The following is a 21,230-nucleotide window of genomic DNA, read 5'->3' on the forward strand; positions in this document are numbered from 1 at the left end:
CGCCATGCGTCGATCGTTGTGCCTTTTGTCTCTGGTTCTGGCCCTGCCGCTGCAGGCCGAAGAAAAGGTCGTCAATCTCTACAGCTGGGCCGATTACGTCGCCCCGCAAACCTTGCAGCGCTTCGAACAGGAAACGGGCTACAAGGTGCGTTACGACACCTTTGACACCCCCGAGGTGCTGGAAACCAAGCTGTTGACCGGTGGTAGCGGCTACGACGTGGTGGTGCCGTCGTCCACCGTGCTGGCCCGAGCGCTCAAGGCCAATGCCCTGCAACCGCTGAACGCTCAGGCCATGCCTGGCTATGGCAACCTCGACAAGGACCTGCTGGGCAAACTGGCCGAGGTTGACCCCGGCAACCGCCATGCTGTGCCGTACACCTGGGGCACGCTGGGCCTGGGGGTAAATGTGGAGGCAGTACGCCAGCGCCTTGGCGATGTACCGCTGGACAGCCTCGACCTGTTGTTCAAGCCCGAGTACGCCACCCGCCTGAAGGGTTGCGGCATCGCTTTGCCTGACTCGCCCCAGGAGGTGATCGGCGTAGCCCTGAACTACCTGGGCAAGGACCCTTACAGCCAGAACAAGGATGACCTGGCTGCCGCGCAGAACCTGCTCAGCCAGTTGCAGCCGTCGGTCAGCTACGTTGCCAACGGCCGGCAGATCAACGACCTGGCCAATGGCAGCGTGTGCCTGGCGCTGACCTACAACGGTGATGCCGCGATGGCCGCCGACCAGGCCCGTCGTGCCGGCAAGCCGTTCGAGGTGATCTACCGCATCCCCCGCGAAGGCACGCTGGTATGGCAGGACAACCTGGTCATCCCCAAGGACGCCCCGCACCCCGAGGCCGCACGGGCGTTCATCGCCTTCATGCTCAAGCCAGAGTCGGTGGCAGCGCTGACCAACACGCTGTTCTTCGCCAATGCCAACCAGGCTGCCACGCCGCTGGTGGACGAAGCGGTGCGCAACGACCCGGATATCTATCCGTCGGCCGAGGTGCGTCAGCGCCTGTATGCCGACCGCAGCATGGCCTTGGCCGACCTGCGACAACGCAACCGTCTGTGGACCGCCTTCCGCAGCCGGCAGTAGCCCATGACAATCAAGGAGCCCGACCGTGGACCAAGCCGCAAGCAATGACCAGGCCATGACCCGCGATAGCCTGTATGGTACCGCCGCAGAAAGCACCTACGCCGGTGTTGTCAGTTTTTCCCGCCGCCGCTACAGCCGCGACTTGCGCGGTGTGGATGTGGTGGTCAGCGGTGTGCCGTTCGACACGGCCACCAGTAACCGCCCCGGCGCGCGCTTCGGCCCGCGGGCGATCCGTGCTGCCTCGGTCCAGCAGGCCTGGGCCCGCCACTGGCCGTGGGCGTTCGACCCGTTCGACCACCTGGCGGTCATCGACTATGGCGACTGCCCCTTCGACAGCGGCACGCCGCAGTCGGTACCGGGCAGCATCGAGGCCCATGCCGAGCACATTCTGCAGGCGGGTTGCTCCATGCTGACCCTTGGTGGCGACCACTTCATCAGCTACCCGCTGCTCAAGGCTCACGCCCGCCGCCATGGCCCGCTGGCGCTGATCCATTTCGATGCGCACAGTGACACCTGGCCGGACGAGACGGGCAAGCGCATCGACCACGGCACCATGTTCTGGCATGCCGCCCGCGAAGGCCTGGTTGACCCGGCCCACTCGGTGCAGATTGGCCTGCGCACGACCAATGACGACAGCCAGGGCTTTGCCATTCTCGACGCCAGGCAGGTGCACCGCCAGGGCACAGAGGCGGTGATTGCAGCGATTCGCCAGCGGGTGGGCGAGCGGCCGGTGTACCTGACCTTCGACATCGACTGCCTCGACCCGGCCTACGCGCCCGGTACCGGAACGCCGGTGTGTGGCGGGCTGAGCACGGTGCAGGCGCTGGAGATTCTGGGTGGGCTGCGTGGCATCAACCTGGTAGGCATGGACTTGGTGGAAGTGGCGCCAGCCTATGACCATGCCGATATCACCGCATTGGCCGGGGCAACCCTGGCCATGGAGATGCTGTGCCTGTATGCGGCGCGGCATAAGGTGGATAACGGCCAGTAGAAGATTGCGGCCATTGGAGGGCGAAGCAGCCCTCCGCGGCCCATACTGAAACATCAGGAATCAACTCCACCCGCATTCACACTTTTGCCGCGAACCCCTCGCGCCTTAGGCTATCAAACCCACCAGGCGCGGCATTTTCGTACAGGAGGTGAAGCATGACCCCGACATTGCCCATCCTGGCCCTCGGCCTGGCGCTATGCCTGCCCGCGCACGCAGCTGCGCAGCAGCCCGTGCAACATGCTGCCGGCAACAGCAACCCTTACAACAGCCCGATCCAGCGGGCCAACCCCAACAGTCGTCAAGGCAGCATGCCAGCTACGCCTCCGGTACGTGGCCCGTCCACCGACCCGTACCAGCGCCCACCCACCCTGGACAACCGCGGCATCGGCAATGGCGACAACCTGCGCCGTCAGCAGCAAACCCCGAACCTGGAACCCACCCGGCCACCGCGCGACAACCCTCGTGCGCCTTAAGCCCACTTGAAAGGAATCCGGCATGCTTCGAGCACCCTGGCTAGTCACCCTGACCGCCGCCGCGCTGCTGCCACTGTGGGCGCATGCGGCGGCCGAACAGCGGTTCCCCAGCGAAGAAGGCACCTTGATCGTCGACACGCTTGCCGATGGCCTGCGCAACCCCTGGGCCCTGGCCTTCCTGCCCGGTGGCAAGGACATGCTGGTGACCGAGCGCGCCGGCAACCTGCGGCTGGTCAATGCCGAAGGCAAGGTCGGCCCGCCGATCAGCGGTGTACCCAAGGTCTGGGCCGAAGGCCAGGGCGGCTTGCTGGATGTGGCACTGTCACCGGAGTTCGGCAAGGACCGCACCGTTTACCTGTCCTACGCCGAGGAGGGCCGTGACGGCAGGGCCGGTACTGCGGTCGGCCGCGGGCAGCTGTCCGAGGACCGCGCCCGGCTGGAGCATTTCACCGTGATCTTCCGCCAGCTGCCCAAGCTGTCGGTGGGTAACCACTTCGGCTCGCGGCTGGTGTTCGACCGCAACGGCTACCTGTTCATCGCCCTGGGCGAGAACAACCAACGCCCCACTGCCCAGGACCTGGACAAGTTGCAAGGCAAGGTCGTGCGTATTCTGCCGGACGGCGAAGTGCCCAAAGACAACCCCTTCGTCGGCAAGGACAACGTGCGCCCGGAGATCTGGTCGTACGGCCACCGTAATCAGCAAGGCGCCGCGCTCAACCCCTGGACCGGCCAACTGTGGACCCACGAACACGGCCCGCGCGGTGGTGATGAAATCAACATCCCAAAGCCTGGCAAGAACTATGGTTGGCCGATTGCGACCCACGGCATCAACTATTCGCTGCTGCCCATCCCCGAGGCCAAGGGCGAGCATGTAGACGGCATGGTCGACCCGCACCATGTATGGGAAAAGTCACCGGGTATCAGCGGTATGGCGTTCTACGACAGCCCAACGTTCAAGGCCTGGGACCACAATCTGTTCATAGGGGCGCTGGCCACGCAGGAATTGATCCGCTTGCAACTGGAGGGCGACAAGGTGGTGCACGAAGAGCGGTTGCTCGGTGACCTGAAGGCGCGTATCCGTGATGTGCGGGTGGGGCCAGATGGTTACCTGTATGTACTGACCGATGACAAGGACGGCGCGCTACTCAAGGTCGGCCTGGCCGACTGACGCGCGCCTGCACCGAGGGTGACAGTCGGGTAGAATGCGGCCATGGCCATCGACCCCCAAACCCTCTACCAGCAAGCCCTGAGCACTCGGGGCTACGTCGCTGACCCCGCCCAGGCCCGCGTCGTCGAGGCCTTGCAAGCCTGCTTCCAGTCCCTCGAGCAGGGCCGCCCCACCCAGGGTCTCTACCTCTGGGGCCCGGTCGGGCGCGGCAAGACCTGGCTGATGGACCAGTTCCACCAGTGCCTGCGCATACCGAGCCGGCGCCAGCACTTTCATCACTTCATGGCCTGGGTGCATCAACGCCTGTTTCAGCTCAACGGCACCGCCGACCCGCTATTGGCCCTGGCGGCGGAGCTGGCGCGGCAAATCCGTGTGCTGTGCTTTGATGAACTGTTCGTCAACGACATCGGTGATGCGATCATCCTCGGCCGCCTGTTCCAGGTATTGTTCGATCAGGGCGTGGTGATTGTTGCCACTTCCAACCAGCCGCCCGAGCAGCTCTACCGCGATGGTTTCAACCGCGAGCGGTTCCTGCCGGCCATCGCCGCCATTGGTCGTCACATGCAGGTCCTGCCGGTAGCGGGCGAGCAGGATCACCGCCTGCACCCCGGTGAAGCGCGGCAGCGCTATTGGGTAGCGGAGGCAGGGCAGACCAGCCCGTTGGCCGAGGTGTTTCGCCAGCTCAGCCCCGAAGACGCCGGCACGGATCAGCCCTTGATTATTGGCTCAAGGCACATTCACGTCGTGCGGCGCAGTGAGCAGGCTATCTGGTGTCGTTTCACGGATCTGTGCGATCAACCCTTGGCGGCCATGGAGTTCATGGCCTTGTGCGACCGTTTTCCCTCGATTCTGGTCTCCGGCATTCCGGCGCTGGGCGGGGAACAGCGGGCGGGGCGTATTGCCCGAGGCACCGAAGATGGCGCGGCGAGGGTCGTGGCGGGTGACCGTGAACTGCCGGCGCTGTCGCCCAAGGACGATGCGGTTCGCCGCTTCATTGCCCTGGTCGACGAATGCTATGACCGTCGGGTGGCGTTGTACCTGGAGGCACAGGTGCCGCTCGATGCCCTCTACACTCAAGGGTATCTGGCGTTCCCGTACCAGCGCACCCTGAGCCGGCTACGGGAGATGCAACTGCAACGCTTCGCCTGAAAAGGAGCCGACCATGCAGCCGCTATCGCATCATCTGCTGACCCAGGCCTATAACAATGGCTGGGCCAACCACCGCCTGTACAAGGCCTGCCTGCAACTGACCCAGGACGAGTTCGTCGCCCCGCGTTGCAGCTTCTTCCCGTCGATCAAGGCCACCCTCAACCACTTGCTGACGGTGGATTGGTTTTACCTGCATATGCTCGAGTGCGAGCAGCGCGGCGAGCAGCCCGATGCCGACGGCGAACGCTTTTTCGACCCGGAGCAGCCGTTTGCCACCTGCACCGATCTGCATGCCGAGCAGGCCCAGGCTGACCACCGTTTGATCGCCTACTGCCGGGGGCTGAGTGATGGCGACCTGGGCCGCTATGTGAGCGTCGTGCGGCCCGATCGGGTGCAGCGCGAGCAGCGGCTGCGGTTGCTGGCGCATCTGTTCGAACATCAGGTGCATCACCGTGGGCAGGTGCACGCAATGCTCAGTGATACAGCGGTCAGGCCACCACAGCTGGATGAGTTTTTCTGCGAGGAAGAGGCCGAGTTGCGGGCGGGCGACTTTGCCGAGCTGGGCTGGACGGAAGCGCAGGTCTGGAACGTGTAAAGGAACCCTGTGGCAGCAGCGGGCGTGCGCAAAATCCCAAAGCCTGCGTGCTCCCACAGGGGCCAATCATTGGCTCACTTGCCCAGCCATTCGACCAGGGTGCGATTGAACCGCACCGGTTCCTCGATTTGCGGCGCGTGCCCCATGCCTTCGAACGTGATCAGCTCACCTTTGGGTATCAGCTTGGCCACCTGCGGCCCCAGCTCTGCATAGTTGCCCAGCTTGGCCTTTACCTCCGACGGCGCGACATCGCTGCCGATGGCCGTGGTGTCCTGGTCGCCGATCAGCAGCAGGGTCGGCATCTGCAGGTGCTTGAACTCGTGGTACACCGGTTGGGTAAAGATCATGTCGTAGATCAGTGCCGAGTTCCACGCCACCGCTTCATGCCCCGGCCCTTTGTTCAAGCCCACCAGCATCTGCACCCAGCGTTCATATTCAGGCTTCCAGCGCCCGGCGTAATAGGTCTTGCGCTCATATGCACGTACGCCTTCGGCATCCAGCTTGAGTTCGCGGGCATACCACTGGTCCACGGTGCGGTAGGGCACCCCCAGCGCTTTCCAGTCTTCCAGGCCGATCGGGTTGACCATTGCCAGGCGTTCCACCTGCTGGGGGTACATCAGCGCATAGCGGGTGGCCAGCATGCCGCCGGTGGAGTGGCCGAGCACAATGGTTTGTTTCACACCCAGCTGTTCGAGCAGGGCATGGGTGTTGTCGGCCAGTTGCTGAAAGCTGTACTGGTAATGCGCCGGTTTGCTCGACGTACAGAAGCCGACCTGGTCGGGCGCGATGACCCGGTAGCCGGCCTTGCTCAAGGCGTCGATGGTGGTTTCCCAGGTGGCGGCGCAGAAGTTCTTGCCGTGCATCAGCACCACGTTGTGGCCGTTGGCCTGGCCCTGGGCGGGCACGTCCATGTAGCCCATCTGCAGGGCCTGGCCCTGGGACTTGAAGTCGAAATGCTTGAGGGGGTGCGGGTAGCTGAAGCCTTCGAGCTGGGGGCCGTAGGTAGGCGACTCGGCAGCGATGGCCGAACTGCTGGCAAGGCAGGCCAGGGCGAGGGCGGTTGCGCGCAGCATGGGGGCACTCCGTGTAGGGCCAGGTTGAATGGGGCGACTCTAACAGGCAGTGGACCACGCGAAACCTGAAAGGTGTTACCAGGCGTGAAACCAGCCCAGGGTGATCATGGCAAGCACTGCATAGCGGCCAGCCTTGGCCAGGGTCACCAGCAACAGGAAGCGCCAGAACGGCTCACGCATGATCCCGGCGATCAGCGTAAGCGGGTCACCGATCACCGGCATCCAGCTGAGCAGCAGCGACCATTGCCCCCAGCGTTGGTAGCGCTGCTGCGCACGCGCCAGCTGGGCAGCGCTGAAAGGGAACCAGCGTTTGTCGCGCAGGTGCTCGATGGCCCGGCCCAGCAGCCAGTTGACCACCGAGCCGAGCACGTTGCCCAGGGTGGCTACCAGCAGCAGGATCGCCCATGCCTCGGGCTGGCGCAGCAACAGACCGACCAGCACGGCCTCTGATTGCAGCGGCAGCAGGGTGGCGGCACCAAAGGCGCTGAGAAACAGCGCCCCCAGGCTGAGCATCAGTAGTTGGCGACCACGGTGTCCTGGCCATCCTGGGTCACCCCGATGACCTGGTAGGCATCCTTGTGGTCACCCATCTCCATGCCGGGCGAGCCCATGGGCATGCCCGGCACCGCCAGGCCCTTGAGGTCGTTGCGCTTGGCCAGCAGGCGCACCTGCTCGGCCGGCACGTGGCCTTCGACGAACTTGCCGTCGATCACCCCGGTGTGGCACGACGCTAGGCGTGGCGCCACGCCGAGGCGTTGCTTGACGGCGCTCATGTTTGGCTCGACGTGGTCGTTGACGGTAAAGCCGTTGTCACGCAGGTGGCTGATCCAGGCCTTGCAGCAGCCGCAGTTGGGGTCGCGGTAGACGTCGATGGTCTCGGCGGCCTGGGCCAGGCCAGTGACGGCCAGCAGGCTCAGGGTCAGCAGGTGTTTGCGCAGCATGGTGAAGCACTCCTTAAAAAACGCAGGCGGATACCGGCGACAAGGCGGGTCTGGCCCAGCTCTTCGCCGTCTTCCAGGGCCTGGTTGGCACGTGAGCCGCGCAGGCGGTTGAAGCTGAGCCCGACGTAGGGGGCGAAGCCGTGCGTGATCTCGTCGCGCAGGCGCAGGCCCACCACGCTGTCGGCCAACCCCGCGCCTTGCTCGCGCCCGGCGTCGTTGCGCCCGTAGAGGTTGGCCTCCAGGGTCGGCTCCAGTATCCAGCGGTTGGTCAGCAGCATAGCGTAAGCGGCTTCCAGGCGCAGCGCGGTTTGTTGCCGCCCGCCTGCGTGCTGGCGGCGCCCAGGCCTTTGACAAACGTACGGCGGGAGGGGTTGCGCAACATGGCGTGGCCTCATGCGGAAGCGCCACGATGTTCGCTGCCGCCGGCTGTCAGGTAGCTGATGTGCACATTACAGTGTTGTCAGCTTGCTGCTTCGTCGATGCGGAGGTCGCGCATCAGCAGGCCGTAGTCGAGGGCAACCTGTTCCGGGATCGGCAGATACACCACGTGGCCATCGCCCGGTGCTACCTCGATGGCGTGCTGCTGGCGGTTGCACAGGCGGTGCAGGTCGAAGTGGTAGTTACCGCGCGGGGTCATCAGCTCCAGATGGTCGCCCACGGCGAAGCGGTTCTTCACCTTGACCTCGGCCAGGCCGTCGACGCGCACGCCGGTCAGCTCGCCAACGAATTGTTGGCGCTCGGACATCGAGTTGCCGCGCTGGTAGTTCTGGTACTCGTCGTGCACGTGGCGGCGCAGGAAACCTTCGGTGTAACCGCGTTGCGCCAGGGATTCTAGGTTGCCCATCAGGGCGCGGTCGAATGGTCGCCCGGCCACCGCGTCGTCGATCGCCTGGCGATACGACTGTACCGCGCGGGCGCAGTAGAAGTGCGATTTGGTGCGGCCTTCGATCTTCAGCGAATGCACGCCCATCAAGGCCAGGCGCTCGACGTGCTGAATGGCGCGCAGGTCCTTGGCGTTCATGATGTAGGTGCCGTGCTCATCCTCGAACGCCGGCATTTCAGTGCCGGGGCGGTTGCTTTCCTGCAGCAGGAACACTTGGTCGGTGGGCGCACCCAGGCCCAGGGTGGGCTGCACTTGGCGCACGATGTCACCGGTGGCGTTCTCGGTGGCCGGCGTGGCGTCGTACTTCCAGCGGCAGGCATTGGTGCAGCTACCCTGGTTGGCGTCACGCTTGTTGAGGTAGCCCGACAGCAGGCAACGGCCGGAATAGGCCATGCACAGGGCGCCGTGCACGAACACTTCCAGTTCCATGCCCGGCACCTGCTGGCGGATTTCCTCGATTTCGTCCAGCGACAGCTCCCGCGACAGGATCACCCGGCTCAGGCCAAGTTGCTGCCAGAACTGCACGCTGGCCCAGTTGACGGTGTTGGCCTGCACCGACAGGTGCACCGGCATCTGTGGGAAGTGCTGGCGCACCAGCATGATCAGCCCGGGGTCGGACATGATCAGCGCGTCCGGCGCCATCTCGATCACGGGTGCCAGGTCCTTGAGGAAGGTTTTGAGCTTGGCATTGTGCGGGGCGATGTTGACCACCACGTAGAAGCGCTTGCCCAAGGCGTGCGCCTCCTCGATCCCCAGCGCCAGGTTGGCGTGATCGAACGCGTTGTTGCGCACCCGCAAGCTGTAACGCGGCTGGCCGGCGTAGACCGCATCGGCGCCGTAGGCAAACGCGTAGCGCATGGTCTTGAGGGTGCCGGCGGGGGCCAGCAGTTCGGGCTTGGCAGTAGGGTTCATGTGCGCACCGGGGCAAAAAGGCCGGGATGCTAGGGGCGATGGACAAGGCGCGTATTGATTTGCGTCAAGTGAGCGCGGCACTTTTGTCCAGGTGCGGTGCACTAATCACTCATAAGCCATTTGAGGAACTGCGATGAACGAAACCGCGCTACAGAACAAAGCCCTGGCAGTACTCTTGGCGTTGGTGACCATTGCCTTCTTCTGGATTCTTCTGCCGTATTACGGCGCAATCTTCTGGGCGGTGATTCTCGGCATTTTGTTCGCCCCGCTGCAGCGTCACTTGCTGATCCGCTGCGGTCGGCGGCGTAACCTTGCCGCGGCCACGTCCACGCTGGTGTGCCTGCTTGTGGCGATCCTGCCGGTGATCATCACCAGCGCCCTGCTGGTTCAAGAGGGCGCCACGCTGTACCAGCGCATCGAAAGCGGGCAACTGGACATCGCCGGTTACGTCGAGCGCGGCAAGGACATGCTCCCGGCATTCGCCCAGCGTGGCCTGGACAATATGGGCATGGGTAACCTCGACGGGTTGCGTGACAAGATCGCCAAGTGGGCAACCCAGGGTAGCCAGGTATTGGCCAGCCAGGCGTTCAGCTTTGGGCAGGGCACATTCGAGTTCCTGATCAGTTTTGGCATCATGATGTACTTGCTGTTCTTTTTCCTGCGTGATGGTCCGGAAGTCGCGCGCCGGGTGCGGATGGCCGTCCCGCTGCCCGAGCACCAGAAGCGTCGTTTGCAGTTGAAGTTCAATCGTGTGGTGAGGGCGACGGTGAAGGGCAACGTGCTGGTGGCCATTACCCAAGGTGCGTTGGGAGGCTTTATTTTCTGGGTGCTGGATATCCCGAGTGCGTTGGTGTGGGCGGTGCTGATGGCGTTTCTGTCGCTGCTGCCGGCGGTGGGCGCGGGCATTATCTGGGCGCCGGTAGCGGCGTATTTCCTGCTGACCGGGGCGATACTGCCAGGGGTGGTGCTTACCGCGTTCGGGGTGCTGGTGATCGGCCTGGTGGATAATGTGTTGCGGCCAATCCTGGTGGGCAAGGATACGCGCATGCCGGATTACCTGATCCTGGTGTCGACCCTTGGCGGGCTGGCGGTGTTCGGCCTAAACGGCTTCGTGATCGGTCCGTTGATCGCGGCGCTGTTCGTCTCCAGCTGGGCGATCTTTGCCGCGACCAAACCGCGGGTGCAATTGCCACAATAACGTTCTAGCTCAGGTTTGTCGGCCGTAGGAGCGGGTTTACCCGCGAAAGGGCCGGGCCTGCTGGCCAATTACCACCCGCCGTTCACCGTTGCCGCCGCTACCGTATTCGCGGGTAAACCCGCTCCTACGCCGGATCGGGGGTGGACACAGGTCGGTGGTTGGGCGCAGGCCGCGTGTAGGAGCGGGTTCACTCGCGAAAGGGCCGGGCCTGCTGGCCAATTACCACCCGCCGTTCACCGTTGCCGCCGCTACCGTATTCGCGGGTAAACCCGCTCCTACACCTGATCGGGGATGGACACAGGTCGGTGGTTGGGCGCAGGCCTGTGTGTAGGAGCGGGTTCACCCGCGAAAGGGCCGGGCCTGCTGGCCAATTACCACCCGCCGTTCACCGTTGCCGCCGCTACCGTATTCGCGGGTAAACCCGCGCCTACGCCGGATCGGGGGTGGACACAGGTCGGTGGTTGGGCACAGGCCGCGTGTAGGAGCGGGTTTACCCGCGAAAGGGCCGGGCCTGCTGGCCAATTTCCACCAGGCGTTCACCGTTGTTGCCGCCACCGTATTCGCGGGTAAACCCGCTCCTACACCTGATCGAGGGTGGACACAGGTCGGTGATTGGGCGCAGGCCGCCGTAGGCGCGGCCTTGTGTCGCGCAAGGGCCGCTACCACTGCGAAAACGCAAGGGTCAGAAGGCTTGCGGCATCTCGCCCTTGGCCAGGCGCCGGTTGATGTCGGCAATCACTTCGGGCAGGTCGTTGATGGTGTCGATCAGGTAGTGCGGGCGGGAGCCGGCAAACAGTGCATGGATGCGCTGGCGCTCGCTTTCCAGTTTCTCGGCACTCAACGCCCGGAAGCCTTCCCAGGTCAGGCCCAAGGCATTGCCCGAGCAGACCAGCGCCACGGTCCACATGCCGGCACGGCGGCCTTCAAGAATGCCTGGCACGGTGTCGTCCACCTTCACGCAGGCCGCTACATCGTCAATCCCCAGCGCAATCACGTTGGCCAAGGCCTGGGCCGGCCATGGTCGGCCGTTCGGGGTTTCGTCGGTGGCCACGACATGGTCGGCTACGTAGCCGTTCTGCGCCGCCAGTTCCACCACCTTGTCCATCACCACTTTCGGGTAACCCGAGCACGAGCCGATCTTCAGGCCGTCCTGGCGTAGACCGGTGAGGGTGTCCAGCGCACCGGGGATCAGTGCCGAGTGCACGGCGATCTTCTCGATCTGCAGCGGCATGAAGCGGTTGTAGATGGCGGTGACGTCATCATCGGTCGGGGTACGGCCGAACACCTTGCGGTAGCGCTCGGCAATTTCCGGTACGTCGCACAGGGTGCGGATATGGTCCCATTTGCCCATGCCCATCGGGCCTCGGGCTTCTTCGATGGACACCTGCACGTCGAACTCGGCAAAGGCCTCGACAAAGATCTGGGTGGGGGCGAATGAGCCGAAATCGACCACGGTGCCAGCCCAGTCGAGGATGGCGGCTTGCAGTTGGGTGGGGTTGTTGTAGTTCATGTGCGCTAACTCCTGAATTCGGGTGGGCAAAGCGTCAGATGTCCAGCACTTCCATTTCCCGCAGCACCTCGGCCACGGCATTCACGGCGGCCTGCATGCCGTCCGCCCCGACCACGCCGATGCAGCCGACGCGGAAGGTTTCGACCTGGGTCAACTTGCCCGGGTAGAGAATGAAACCCTTGGCCTTGACCCGCTCGTAGAAGTCCTTGAACTGGTAGCGGGCATCGGTGGGGGCGTGGAAGGTGACGATGATTGGCGCCTGGATTTCGGCGGGCAGGAAACTGCGCAGGCCGATGGCTGCCATGCCGTCGAGCAGCGTCTTGCAGTTGTCTGCGTAGCGCTGGTGGCGGGCCGGAAGGCCACCTTCCTCGTTGTATTGCTGCAGTGCTTCGTGCAGGGCCGCGACCACGTGGGTAGGCGGGGTGAAGCGCCATTGCCCGGTCTTGGCCATGTAGGCGTGCTGGTCGTGCAGGTCCATGGCCAGCGAGTGGGCATTGCCTTCGGCGGCCACCAGGGCGTTTTTTTCGGCGAAGACGAAGCCCATGCCGGGTACGCCTTCCAGGCACTTGCCGGAGGCTGCGATCAGCGCTTCGAAGGGGATTTCGCGGGCATCGATCGGCAGCGCACCGAACGAGCTCATGGCATCGATGATCAGGCGCTTGCCATGGTGTTTGATCACCTGGGCGATTTCGGGCAGCGGGTTCAGGATGCCGGTGCTGGTTTCACAGTGGATCAGCGCCACATGGGTGATGGCCGAGTCTTCGGCCAGCAGCCGGTCGACGTCGGCGGCTGTGGTCGGCTGGTCTTCGGCCGTTTCGAAGGTGCTGTAAGTGCGACCCAGCACTTTGCAGATCTTTGCCAGGCGCTGGCCGTACGCGCCGTTGATCAGTACCAGAACCTTGCCATCGCGTGGCACCAAGGTGCCGATGGCCGCTTCCACGGCGAAGGTGCCGCTGCCTTGCAGGGGCACGCAGTGGTGGCTGCTGGCGCCGTCGATGATGGCCAGCAGTTGTTCGCAGACGCTGGCAGTCAATTGGTTGAAGTCACGGTCCCAAGAGCCCCAGTCCACCAGCATGGCTTGGCGGGTGCGGATTGATGTGGTCAGGGGACCTGGGGTCAGCAGAATCGGGGCGTTGCTCATTCCGTTATTCCTCACAAGCGGTGGGCTGAAACTACGAGGCCTAGGTTGCAATTCGCGCTGCCATCAATCAAATTGTTTGTTGTTATCTCAGCTATAAGTCAGGCCGATAAATATGAACCTGTTCCAGCTGCGCGCCTTCGACGCCGTGGCCCGTGAGGGCAGCTTTACCCGTGCTGCCGAGCGCCTCTTCATCAGCCAGCCGGCGGTGACCGGGCACGTCAAGGCTCTGGAGGAGCACTACCAGATCACCTTGCTGCGGCGTACTGCACGGCGCGTGGAACTGACCGAAGAGGGCACGCGCCTGGCGGCCATCACGCGCGCCATGTTCGGCCTGGCTGAAGAAGCGCAGGCCATGCTCGAGGCCAACCGCCAGTTGCTGACCGGGCGCCTGGAGGTAGCCGCCGACGGCCCGCACCGGGTCATGCCGATGCTGGCGCTGCTGCGTGAGCGGTACCCTGGCGTCACCGTCAACTTGCGTCTGGGCAATGCACAGGAGACGTTGGCTGCGCTGCTCGGCGAGCATGCCGACGTGGCAGTGCTGACCGAAATCGAGCCGCGCAAAGGGCTGCACCTGCAAAATCTCTGTGAGTCGCGCCTGTGTGCGTTGTTACCCGTGGGGCACGCCTGGGCCAGCGAGCGGGAGGACTTGCCGTTGGCCGAGCTGCACCAGCAGATCATGGTGCTGCGCGAACCCAGCTCCACCACCCGGCGCACCTTCGACAAAGCCTGCATCAAGGCGGGCGTGCAACCGCGTGTATTGCTGGAGCTGGACAGCCGGGAGGCGGTAACCGAGGCAGTGGCCTCGCAGCTGGGTATTGGCGTTGTTTCTTCCACTGAAGTGGCCAATGATCCCCGTGTGGTGGCACGACCCTTGGCCGGCGAGGGCCTTGTCAACCAACACGTGATCGGCTGCCTGGAGCGCCGTCGCGAACTGCGCCTGATTCAGGCATTCCTGAGCCTGGCAGCGGGGCTGTGATGGCTGTTTGCTGCGGGGCACCCTAGGCTCTGTATGAAAAGCCTTGATACTCGGTGATGCTGCGTTGAAAACAGCCTCGGAATGCTCATTTACAACCCGTAAACTCCGCTTCCTCGGCTGTTTTCGCCTTGCCTGACCTTCGTCTCAAGGCTTTTCATACAGACCCTAATATGGCCGGCAATCAGCCGACAGGACCGTCGATGAGCGACAAAGACACCATTTCCATGCAGCTGGTGCGCGAAGCGCTGTTGCAGACCTGCCCTGCCGGTGAGCCTGACAGCGGCTTGCTGGCCAGGGCGGGCATCGCCGTTGAACAATTGCACCTGCCAGAGGCAAGGGTCAGTGCCGAGTCCTATGCCCGCCTGTGGCGCTTGCTGGCCCGGCGCTGCAACGACGAATTTTTCGCGATGGACCCGCGCGGTCTGCGCAGTGGCAGCCTGGCATTCATGTGCCGTGCCAGCATGGGCCAACCAACCCTGGGTGCAGGCCTGGACACCTCGCTGGCATTTCTGTCGCTGATGCTTCAAGACATGCAGCCCAGCCTGGTGCGCCAGCAAGGCCTGGCCGAAATTGTCATCAATGAGCCGCGTGACGAACCGCGCCGCGCGTTCACCTATTTCACGTTCTGGATGATCGTGCATGGCGTGACCTGCTGGCTGGCCGGGCGGCGTATCCCGATTCTGAGCATTGATCTGCGTTGTACCGAACCACCCTTTTGCGACGACTACCGGGTCATGTTTTCGGAAAACCTGCATTTTGAGCGTCCACGCACACGCATGATCATCGCTTCGCAATGCCTCGACTTGCCCCTGCGGCGCAGTGAAGAGGAACTGCAGCGTTTTCTGGCCGAAGCGCCGGGCAATATCCTGGTCAAATACCGTGACCCGGCCAGCCTCGGGCGGCGTATCCGCACCGACCTGCTGCGCCTTGCCCCTGCGCAATGGCCCGATGCTGACCGCCTGGCCCGGCAGCTGTGCCTGTCGCCATCGACCCTGCGGCGGCGCCTGGCAGAAGAGGGGCAGAACTACCAGGGCTTGAAGGACAGCGTACGACGGGAGCTGGCGATCGCCTGGCTCAGCCAGGAAGACGTGGCCATGGGCGAGCTTGCCGAGCGTTTGGGGTTCGCCGACAGCAGCTCGTTCTATAAGGCATTTCGCAAGTGGTTCGGCTGCAACCCAGGGCATTATCGGGCATTGATCCAGGCGCGAGGGGCAGGGCACTGAAGGGCGAACGCTTGCGGCAGCAGGTATGACACGGCGTCCATGTCGAGCGCCTGGTCGCAGCGCTCACCCAGTCCTACCTGCGTGCAGCCGAGCGCGCAGAGGGGTGACTGGCGGCGGCCAAACCAGTCATCCAGATTGACAGCTTTGGCCATTGCCGCCGCGCATGAGCGGCGCGAACATCGTCGGACCGATGCTTCAACTCCAAAAACAAGAAACCAGGAGTCCGATGATGCGCGATTACGCCGAGGCCGCTCGCACGTTTGACCATGACCAGGCCGTTGTGGCGGCATTGCACGGCAACCTTGAAGCCCTTAATGCCTGTGTCGAATGCTGTGACCGCCATGCCGGTGACGGCAAGCTGGCACTGATTCATGAAGACCGCGATGGTAACAGCGCGCGCTATAGCTTCGATCAGCTTCAGGTGCAGGCTGCCCGGTTCGCCAATGTGCTAAAGGCGCAGGGGGTAGGCGCAGGCGACCGGGTTGCCGGCTTGATGCCGCGCACCCCCGAACTGTTGGTGACCATCCTCGCTACCTGGCGCCTCGGGGCGGTTTACCAGCCCTTGTTCACCGCGTTCGGCCCCAAGGCCATCGAGCACCGGCTTGAGCAATCCCATGCCCGAGTGATAGTCACCGATAGCCACAACCGCGCCAAGCTGGACGATGTGCACGTCTGCCCGACCATCATCACTGTCAAGGCCCGCAGTGGTGAGCTGGACTTCCAGCAATGCCTGGAGCGCGCAGCGGACGTATGTGAGCCGGTGATGCGCTCAGGCAACGATCCATTCCTGCTGATGTTCACTTCTGGAACCACTGGCCCGGCAAAACCCCTGGAAGTGCCACTGCGTGCGATCGTCGCGTTTCAGGGCTACATGCGTGATGCCATCGAGCTGCTGCCCGAGGACAACTTCTGGAACCTGGCCGACCCGGGTTGGGCGTACGGCTTGTATTACGCCGTTACCGGCCCATTGTCGCTGGGGCATGCCACCACGTTCTACGATGGCCCGTTCAGTGTCGAGAGCTGCGCCCGGGTGATCGACAAGCTGGGCATCACCAACCTGGCCGGCTCGCCCACCGCGTATCGCTTGCTGATTGCGGCGGGCAAAGATTTCTCGGCACCGATCAAGGGTCGTCTGCGGGTGGTCAGCAGTGCCGGCGAACCGCTTAACCCCGAGGTGATCCGCTGGTTCGCCGACGAGCTGGGCGTGACCATTCACGATCACTACGGGCAGACCGAACTGGGCATGGTGCTGTGCAATCACCATGGTCTGCAGCACCCGGTGCACCTGGGCTCTGCCGGCTATGCCATCCCCGGTCACCGCATCGTGGTGCTGGACGAGCAGGGCAACGAGCGGCCAGCCGGCCAGCCAGGCATCCTCGCCGTTGACCGCGAGCAGTCGCCGCTGTGCTGGTTCGGCGGTTACCACGGCCTGCCGACCAAAGCCTTCGTCGGCAAGTACTACCTCAGCGGCGACACTGTCGAGCTGAACCCGGATGGCAGCATCAGCTTCGTTGGCCGTAGCGACGACGTGATCACCACCTCCGGTTACCGGGTGGGGCCGTTCGATGTGGAAAGCGCGTTGATCGAGCACCCGGCGGTGATCGAGGCCGCGGTGATCGGCAAGCCCGACCCGGAGCGCACCGAGCTGATCAAGGCGTTCGTGGTATTGGCCAGCGGCTACGCCGGCAGCGTCGAGCTGGAAGAAACCTTGCGCCAGCACGTGCGCCAGCGCCTCTACGCGCATGCCTACCCCAGGGAAATCGAATTCGTCAGCGAGCTGCCCAAGACCCCGAGCGGCAAGCTGCAACGCTTCATCCTGCGCAACCAGGAAGTCGCCAAACAACAAGCGCAACAGGCCACCCCTGTCAGCGTCTGAAAGGAAAGTACTCATGCACATCGCCAATAAACATTTCATCGTCAGCGGCGCCGCTTCAGGGCTGGGTGCCGCGACTGCACAGATGCTGGTCGAGGCTGGCGCCAAGGTCATGCTGGTCGACCTCAATGCCCAGGCTGTCGAAGCCAAGGCCCGCGAGCTGGGCGACAACGCCCGTTTCGCCGTGGCTGATATCAGTGACGAGCAAGCGGCCCAGTCGGCTGTCGATGCAGCTGTCAGCGCCTTTGGCAGCTTGCATGGGTTGGTCAATTGTGCGGGCATCGTCGGTGCCGAGAAGGTGCTGGGCAAGCAGGGCCCGCATGGCCTGGCCAGCTTCGCCAAGGTCATCAACGTCAACCTGATCGGCAGCTTCAACCTGTTGCGTCTGGCGGCGGCGGCCATGGCCGAAGGGGCTGCCGATGAGAGCAGCGAGCGAGGGGTCATCATCAACACGGCCTCCATTGCCGCCTATGACGGCCAGATTGGCCAAGCCGCCTACGCTGCCTCCAAGGGGGCCATTGCCAGCCTGACCTTGCCGGCTGCGCGCGAACTGGCACGCTTCGGCATCCGCGTGATGACCATCGCGCCGGGCATCTTTGAAACCCCTATGATGGCCGGCATGAGCGATGAGGTACGTGCTTCACTGGCTGCCGGCGTACCGTTCCCGCCCCGCTTGGGCCGCCCGCAGGAATACGCCGCGCTGGCCCGCCACATCATCGAGAACAGCATGCTCAACGGTGAGGTCATCCGCCTCGACGGTGCGCTGCGCATGGCTGCCAAGTAAGGAGAGCGAACATGACCCTCGCCAATGACCCCATCGTTATCGTCAGCGCCGTGCGCACGCCCATGGGCGGGTTGCAGGGCGACCTCAAGAGCCTGACTGCGCCGCAACTGGGCAGCGCCGCCATTCGTGCTGCCGTGGAACGGGCCGGCATCGATGCCGCCGGTGTCGAGCAGGTACTGTTCGGCTGCGTGCTGCCGGCCGGCCAGGGCCAGGCACCGGCACGCCAGGCCGCGCTGGGCGCCGGGCTGGACAAGCACACCACCTGCACCACCCTGAACAAGATGTGCGGCTCGGGTATGCAAGCCGCGATCATGGCCCATGACCTGCTGCTGGCCGGCACCGCAGACGTGGTAGTGGCGGGTGGCATGGAAAGCATGACCAACGCGCCGTACCTGCTGGACAAAGCCCGTGGCGGCTACCGCATGGGCCACGGCAAGATCATCGACCACATGTTCATGGACGGCCTCGAAGACGCCTACGACAAAGGCCGCCTGATGGGCACCTTTGCCGAGGACTGTGCCCAGGCCAATGCCTTCAGCCGCGAGGCCCAGGACCAGTTCGCCATCGCCTCGCTGACCCGAGCGCAGGAAGCCATCAGCAGCGGCCGTTTTGCCGCCGAGATCGTGCCGGTGGAAGTCACCGAGGGCAAGGAAAAGCGCGTCATCAAGGATGACGAGCAGCCGCCCAAGGCACGCCTGGACAAGATTGCGCAGCTCAAACCGGCGTTTCGTGAAGGCGGCACCGTGACGGCGGCCAACGCCAGTTCGATTTCCGACGGTGCTGCGGCGCTGGTGCTGATGCGCCGCTCCGAGGCCGACAAACGTGGCCTCAAGGCATTGGCCGTCATCCACGGCCACGCCGCCTTTGCCGACACCCCGGCGCTGTTCCCGACCGCCCCGATCGGCGCGATCGACAAACTGATGAAACGCACCGGCTGGAACCTGGCCGAAGTCGACCTGTTCGAGATAAACGAGGCCTTCGCCGTGGTCACCCTGGCGGCCATGAAACACCTCGACCTGCCACACGACAAGGTCAATATCCACGGCGGCGCCTGCGCCCTCGGTCACCCGATCGGCGCTTCTGGCGCACGTATTCTGGTCACCCTGTTGTCGGCCTTGCGCCAGAACAATCTGCGTCGGGGTGTGGCGGCCATCTGCATCGGCGGTGGCGAGGCCACGGCCATGGCTGTTGAATGCCTGTACTGAGGTGAACCATGCTGGTAAATGACGAGCAACAACAGATCGCCGACGCGGTACGTGCGTTCGCCCAGGAACGCCTGAAGCCGTTTGCCGAGCAATGGGACAAGGACCATCGCTTTCCGAAAGAGGCCATCGACGAAATGGCCGAACTGGGCCTGTTCGGCATGCTGGTGCCCGAGCAGTGGGGTGGCAGCGACACGGGTTATGTGGCCTATGCCATGGCGCTGGAGGAAATCGCTGCGGGTGATGGCGCCTGCTCGACCATCATGAGCGTGCACAACTCGGTGGGTTGCGTGCCGATTCTGCGCTTCGGCAACGAGCAGCAGAAACAGCAATTCCTCACCCCGCTGGCGACAGGTGCGATGCTCGGTGCTTTCGCCCTGACCGAGCCGCAGGCTGGCTCTGATGCCAGCAGCCTGAAGACCCGTGCACGCCTGGAGGGCGACCATTACGTGCTCAATGGCAGCAAGCAGTTCATTACCTCGGGGCAGAACGCCGGCGTCGTGATCGTGTTTGCAGTCACCGACCCGGAGGCCGGCAAGCGTGGCATCAGCGCCTTCATCGTGCCGACCGATTCGCCGGGCTACCAGGTAGCGCGGGTCGAGGACAAACTCGGCCAGCACGCCTCCGACACCTGCCAGATCGTTTTCGACAATGTGCACGTGCCAGTGGCCAACCGGCTGGGTGCGGAGGGTGAAGGCTACAAGATCGCCCTGGCCAATCTTGAAGGCGGCCGTATCGGCATCGCCTCGCAAGCGGTGGGTATGGCCCGCGCGGCGTTCGAAGTGGCGCGCGACTATGCCAACGAGCGCCAAAGCTTTGGCAAACCGCTGATCGAGCACCAGGCCGTGGCGTTTCGCCTGGCTGACATGGCAACGAAAGTTTCCGTTGCCCGGCAGATGGTATTGCACGCCGCTGCCCTTCGTGATGCGGGGCGTCCGGCGCTGGTGGAAGCGTCGATGGCCAAGCTGTTCGCCTCGGAAATGGCCGAAAAGGTCTGTTCGGATGCCTTGCAGACCCTGGGTGGTTATGGCTATCTGAGTGACTTCCCGCTGGAGCGGATCTACCGCGACGTTCGGGTTTGCCAGATCTACGAAGGCACCAGCGACATTCAGCGCATGGTCATTGCGCGCAATCTTTGAAGGAGCAGACTGCATGGCATTCGAAACCATCCTGTTGGACATCCACGGCAAGGTCGGCTTGATCACCCTCAACCGCCCGCAGGCGCTCAATGCGCTGAACGCGCAGATTGTCGGTGAGATCAACCAGGCCTTGGACCAGCTTGAGCGCGACCCGAACATCGGCTGCGTGGTGCTGACAGGCTCGGCCAAAGCCTTTGCCGCTGGCGCCGACATCAAGGAAATGGCTGAGCTGCAATACCCGCAGATCTACGTCGACGACCTGTTCAGCGACGCCGACCGCATTGCCAATCGCCGTAAGCCGATCATTGCTGCAGTGTCTGGATTTGCCCTGGGCGGCGGCTGTGAGTTGGCGATGATGTGCGACTTTATCCTCGCGGCGGACAATGCCAAATTTGGTCAACCGGAAATCAACCTGGGCGTGCTGCCGGGCATGGGCGGTACCCAGCGGCTGACGCGTGCGGTGGGCAAGGCGAAGGCCATGGAGCTTTGCCTGACCGGCCGCCTGATGGGGGCGGAAGAAGCCGAGCGTGCAGGTTTGGTGGCGCGGATCGTGCCGCAGGCAGAGCTGGTGGAAGAGGCGCTGAAGGTGGCGGCGACCATTGCCAGCAAGTCGATTCCGGTGAGCATGATGGTCAAGGAGAGCGTCAACCGAGCATTTGAAGTCACCCTCAGCGAGGGGGTTCGCTTTGAGCGTCGGGTCTTCCATGCGGCGTTCTCCACCGAAGACCAGAAAGAAGGCATGGCCGCATTCATCGCCAAGCGTGAGGCACAGTTCAAGGACCGTTGATCAGACTCGGTTCGTTGCCGTTGCCGTTGCCGTTGCCGTTGCTGTGGCTTTTGCTTCTAAGTGCGCGATAGTTCAGACGACGCAGATTGCGACTTCAGGAGGCCGAGCGTAGGGCTTGCGAAGGGAGG

General features: G+C 63.8%; 20 protein-coding genes and 1 pseudogene. 14 read left to right on the forward strand and 7 right to left on the reverse strand.

Annotation, left to right across the window (positions count from 1 at the left end; genetic code table 11):
* The first annotated feature begins 4 nt into the window (after positions 1–4).
* From BJQ17_RS14820 to BJQ17_RS14845, 6 genes are all read left to right on the forward strand, one after another.
* Positions 5–1,084: an extracellular solute-binding protein gene (locus tag BJQ17_RS14820; protein WP_004576767.1), complete on the forward strand. Its 1,080-nt coding sequence runs from the start codon at positions 5–7 to the stop codon at positions 1,082–1,084.
* 25 nt (positions 1,085–1,109) lie between these two features.
* Complete coding sequence (speB, locus tag BJQ17_RS14825) at positions 1,110–2,075, forward strand: agmatinase (protein ID WP_070096256.1); 966 nt, start codon at positions 1,110–1,112, stop codon at positions 2,073–2,075.
* Between the two features lie 155 nt (positions 2,076–2,230).
* A complete protein-coding gene (locus BJQ17_RS14830; RefSeq protein ID WP_070096257.1) occupies positions 2,231–2,548 on the forward strand; it encodes a hypothetical protein in 318 nt (105 codons plus the stop codon).
* Positions 2,549–2,570: 22 nt separating this feature from the next.
* On the forward strand, positions 2,571–3,716 hold the full coding sequence (locus BJQ17_RS14835; RefSeq protein WP_070096258.1) for a PQQ-dependent sugar dehydrogenase: 1,146 nt from the start codon (positions 2,571–2,573) through the stop codon (positions 3,714–3,716).
* A 42-nt stretch (positions 3,717–3,758) separates the two neighbouring features.
* Positions 3,759–4,865, forward strand: coding sequence for a cell division protein ZapE (gene zapE, locus BJQ17_RS14840; RefSeq protein WP_054889714.1), 1,107 nt, complete (start codon positions 3,759–3,761; stop codon positions 4,863–4,865).
* A 13-nt stretch (positions 4,866–4,878) separates the two neighbouring features.
* Entirely contained in the window at positions 4,879–5,460 is a 582-nt protein-coding gene (locus tag BJQ17_RS14845) for a DinB family protein (protein WP_004576772.1), read from the forward strand.
* Positions 5,461–5,534: 74 nt separating this feature from the next.
* Here the strand turns inward: BJQ17_RS14845 and BJQ17_RS14850 are convergent, their stop codons facing one another.
* The 5 genes and pseudogenes from BJQ17_RS14850 to yegQ form a co-directional block, all read right to left on the reverse strand.
* Positions 5,535–6,533, reverse strand: a complete 999-nt coding sequence (locus BJQ17_RS14850; RefSeq protein ID WP_070096259.1) for an alpha/beta fold hydrolase — start codon at positions 6,531–6,533, stop codon at positions 5,535–5,537.
* Positions 6,534–6,608: 75 nt separating this feature from the next.
* Positions 6,609–7,046: a YqaA family protein gene (locus BJQ17_RS14855; RefSeq protein WP_003248912.1), complete on the reverse strand. Its 438-nt coding sequence runs from the start codon at positions 7,044–7,046 to the stop codon at positions 6,609–6,611.
* Complete coding sequence (locus BJQ17_RS14860; RefSeq protein ID WP_003248913.1) at positions 7,046–7,474, reverse strand: DUF411 domain-containing protein; 429 nt, start codon at positions 7,472–7,474, stop codon at positions 7,046–7,048. Before BJQ17_RS14860 ends, BJQ17_RS14855 begins: the two co-directional genes overlap by 1 nt.
* Positions 7,453–7,803 (reverse strand): annotated as a pseudogene (locus BJQ17_RS14865) (copper resistance protein B); the annotation flags it as partial. The pseudogene BJQ17_RS14865 and the gene BJQ17_RS14860, both read right to left, overlap by 22 nt.
* A gap of 131 nt (positions 7,804–7,934) precedes the next feature.
* Complete coding sequence (gene yegQ / locus BJQ17_RS14870; RefSeq protein ID WP_003248916.1) at positions 7,935–9,269, reverse strand: tRNA 5-hydroxyuridine modification protein YegQ; 1,335 nt, start codon at positions 9,267–9,269, stop codon at positions 7,935–7,937.
* A gap of 133 nt (positions 9,270–9,402) precedes the next feature.
* Here yegQ and BJQ17_RS14875 point away from each other — a divergent pair, with 133 nt between their 5' ends.
* Positions 9,403–10,467, forward strand: a complete 1,065-nt coding sequence (locus BJQ17_RS14875; protein WP_004576775.1) for an AI-2E family transporter — start codon at positions 9,403–9,405, stop codon at positions 10,465–10,467.
* Between the two features lie 682 nt (positions 10,468–11,149).
* Here BJQ17_RS14875 and phnX read toward each other — a convergent pair.
* Together phnX and BJQ17_RS14885 are read right to left on the reverse strand one after the other, a co-directional pair.
* Positions 11,150–11,977 (reverse strand): phosphonoacetaldehyde hydrolase, encoded by an 828-nt coding sequence (phnX, locus tag BJQ17_RS14880; RefSeq protein ID WP_003250077.1) that lies wholly within the window; start codon positions 11,975–11,977, stop codon positions 11,150–11,152.
* A gap of 34 nt (positions 11,978–12,011) precedes the next feature.
* Complete coding sequence (locus tag BJQ17_RS14885) at positions 12,012–13,118, reverse strand: 2-aminoethylphosphonate--pyruvate transaminase (protein ID WP_003250079.1); 1,107 nt, start codon at positions 13,116–13,118, stop codon at positions 12,012–12,014.
* A gap of 112 nt (positions 13,119–13,230) precedes the next feature.
* Between BJQ17_RS14885 and BJQ17_RS14890 the strand changes: the two genes are divergently transcribed.
* From BJQ17_RS14890 to BJQ17_RS14920, 7 genes are all read left to right on the forward strand, one after another.
* On the forward strand, positions 13,231–14,094 hold the full coding sequence (locus BJQ17_RS14890; RefSeq protein ID WP_003250081.1) for a LysR substrate-binding domain-containing protein: 864 nt from the start codon (positions 13,231–13,233) through the stop codon (positions 14,092–14,094).
* A gap of 200 nt (positions 14,095–14,294) precedes the next feature.
* Positions 14,295–15,317, forward strand: a complete 1,023-nt coding sequence (locus BJQ17_RS14895) for an AraC family transcriptional regulator (RefSeq protein ID WP_003250084.1) — start codon at positions 14,295–14,297, stop codon at positions 15,315–15,317.
* A gap of 229 nt (positions 15,318–15,546) precedes the next feature.
* Entirely contained in the window at positions 15,547–17,193 is a 1,647-nt protein-coding gene (locus BJQ17_RS14900) for an acyl-CoA synthetase (RefSeq protein WP_003250089.1), read from the forward strand.
* 13 nt (positions 17,194–17,206) lie between these two features.
* Complete coding sequence (locus BJQ17_RS14905; RefSeq protein WP_070096261.1) at positions 17,207–17,974, forward strand: SDR family NAD(P)-dependent oxidoreductase; 768 nt, start codon at positions 17,207–17,209, stop codon at positions 17,972–17,974.
* A gap of 11 nt (positions 17,975–17,985) precedes the next feature.
* On the forward strand, positions 17,986–19,179 hold the full coding sequence (locus tag BJQ17_RS14910; RefSeq protein ID WP_070096262.1) for an acetyl-CoA C-acyltransferase: 1,194 nt from the start codon (positions 17,986–17,988) through the stop codon (positions 19,177–19,179).
* An 8-nt stretch (positions 19,180–19,187) separates the two neighbouring features.
* Positions 19,188–20,315, forward strand: a complete 1,128-nt coding sequence (locus BJQ17_RS14915; RefSeq protein WP_003250094.1) for an acyl-CoA dehydrogenase — start codon at positions 19,188–19,190, stop codon at positions 20,313–20,315.
* Positions 20,316–20,328: 13 nt separating this feature from the next.
* Entirely contained in the window at positions 20,329–21,102 is a 774-nt protein-coding gene (locus BJQ17_RS14920) for an enoyl-CoA hydratase (protein WP_003250095.1), read from the forward strand.
* Positions 21,103–21,230 lie beyond the last annotated feature (128 nt).

The sequence above is a fragment of the Pseudomonas sp. NBRC 111139 genome, from assembly GCF_001753955.1.
Classification (GTDB): domain Bacteria; phylum Pseudomonadota; class Gammaproteobacteria; order Pseudomonadales; family Pseudomonadaceae; genus Aquipseudomonas; species Aquipseudomonas alloputida.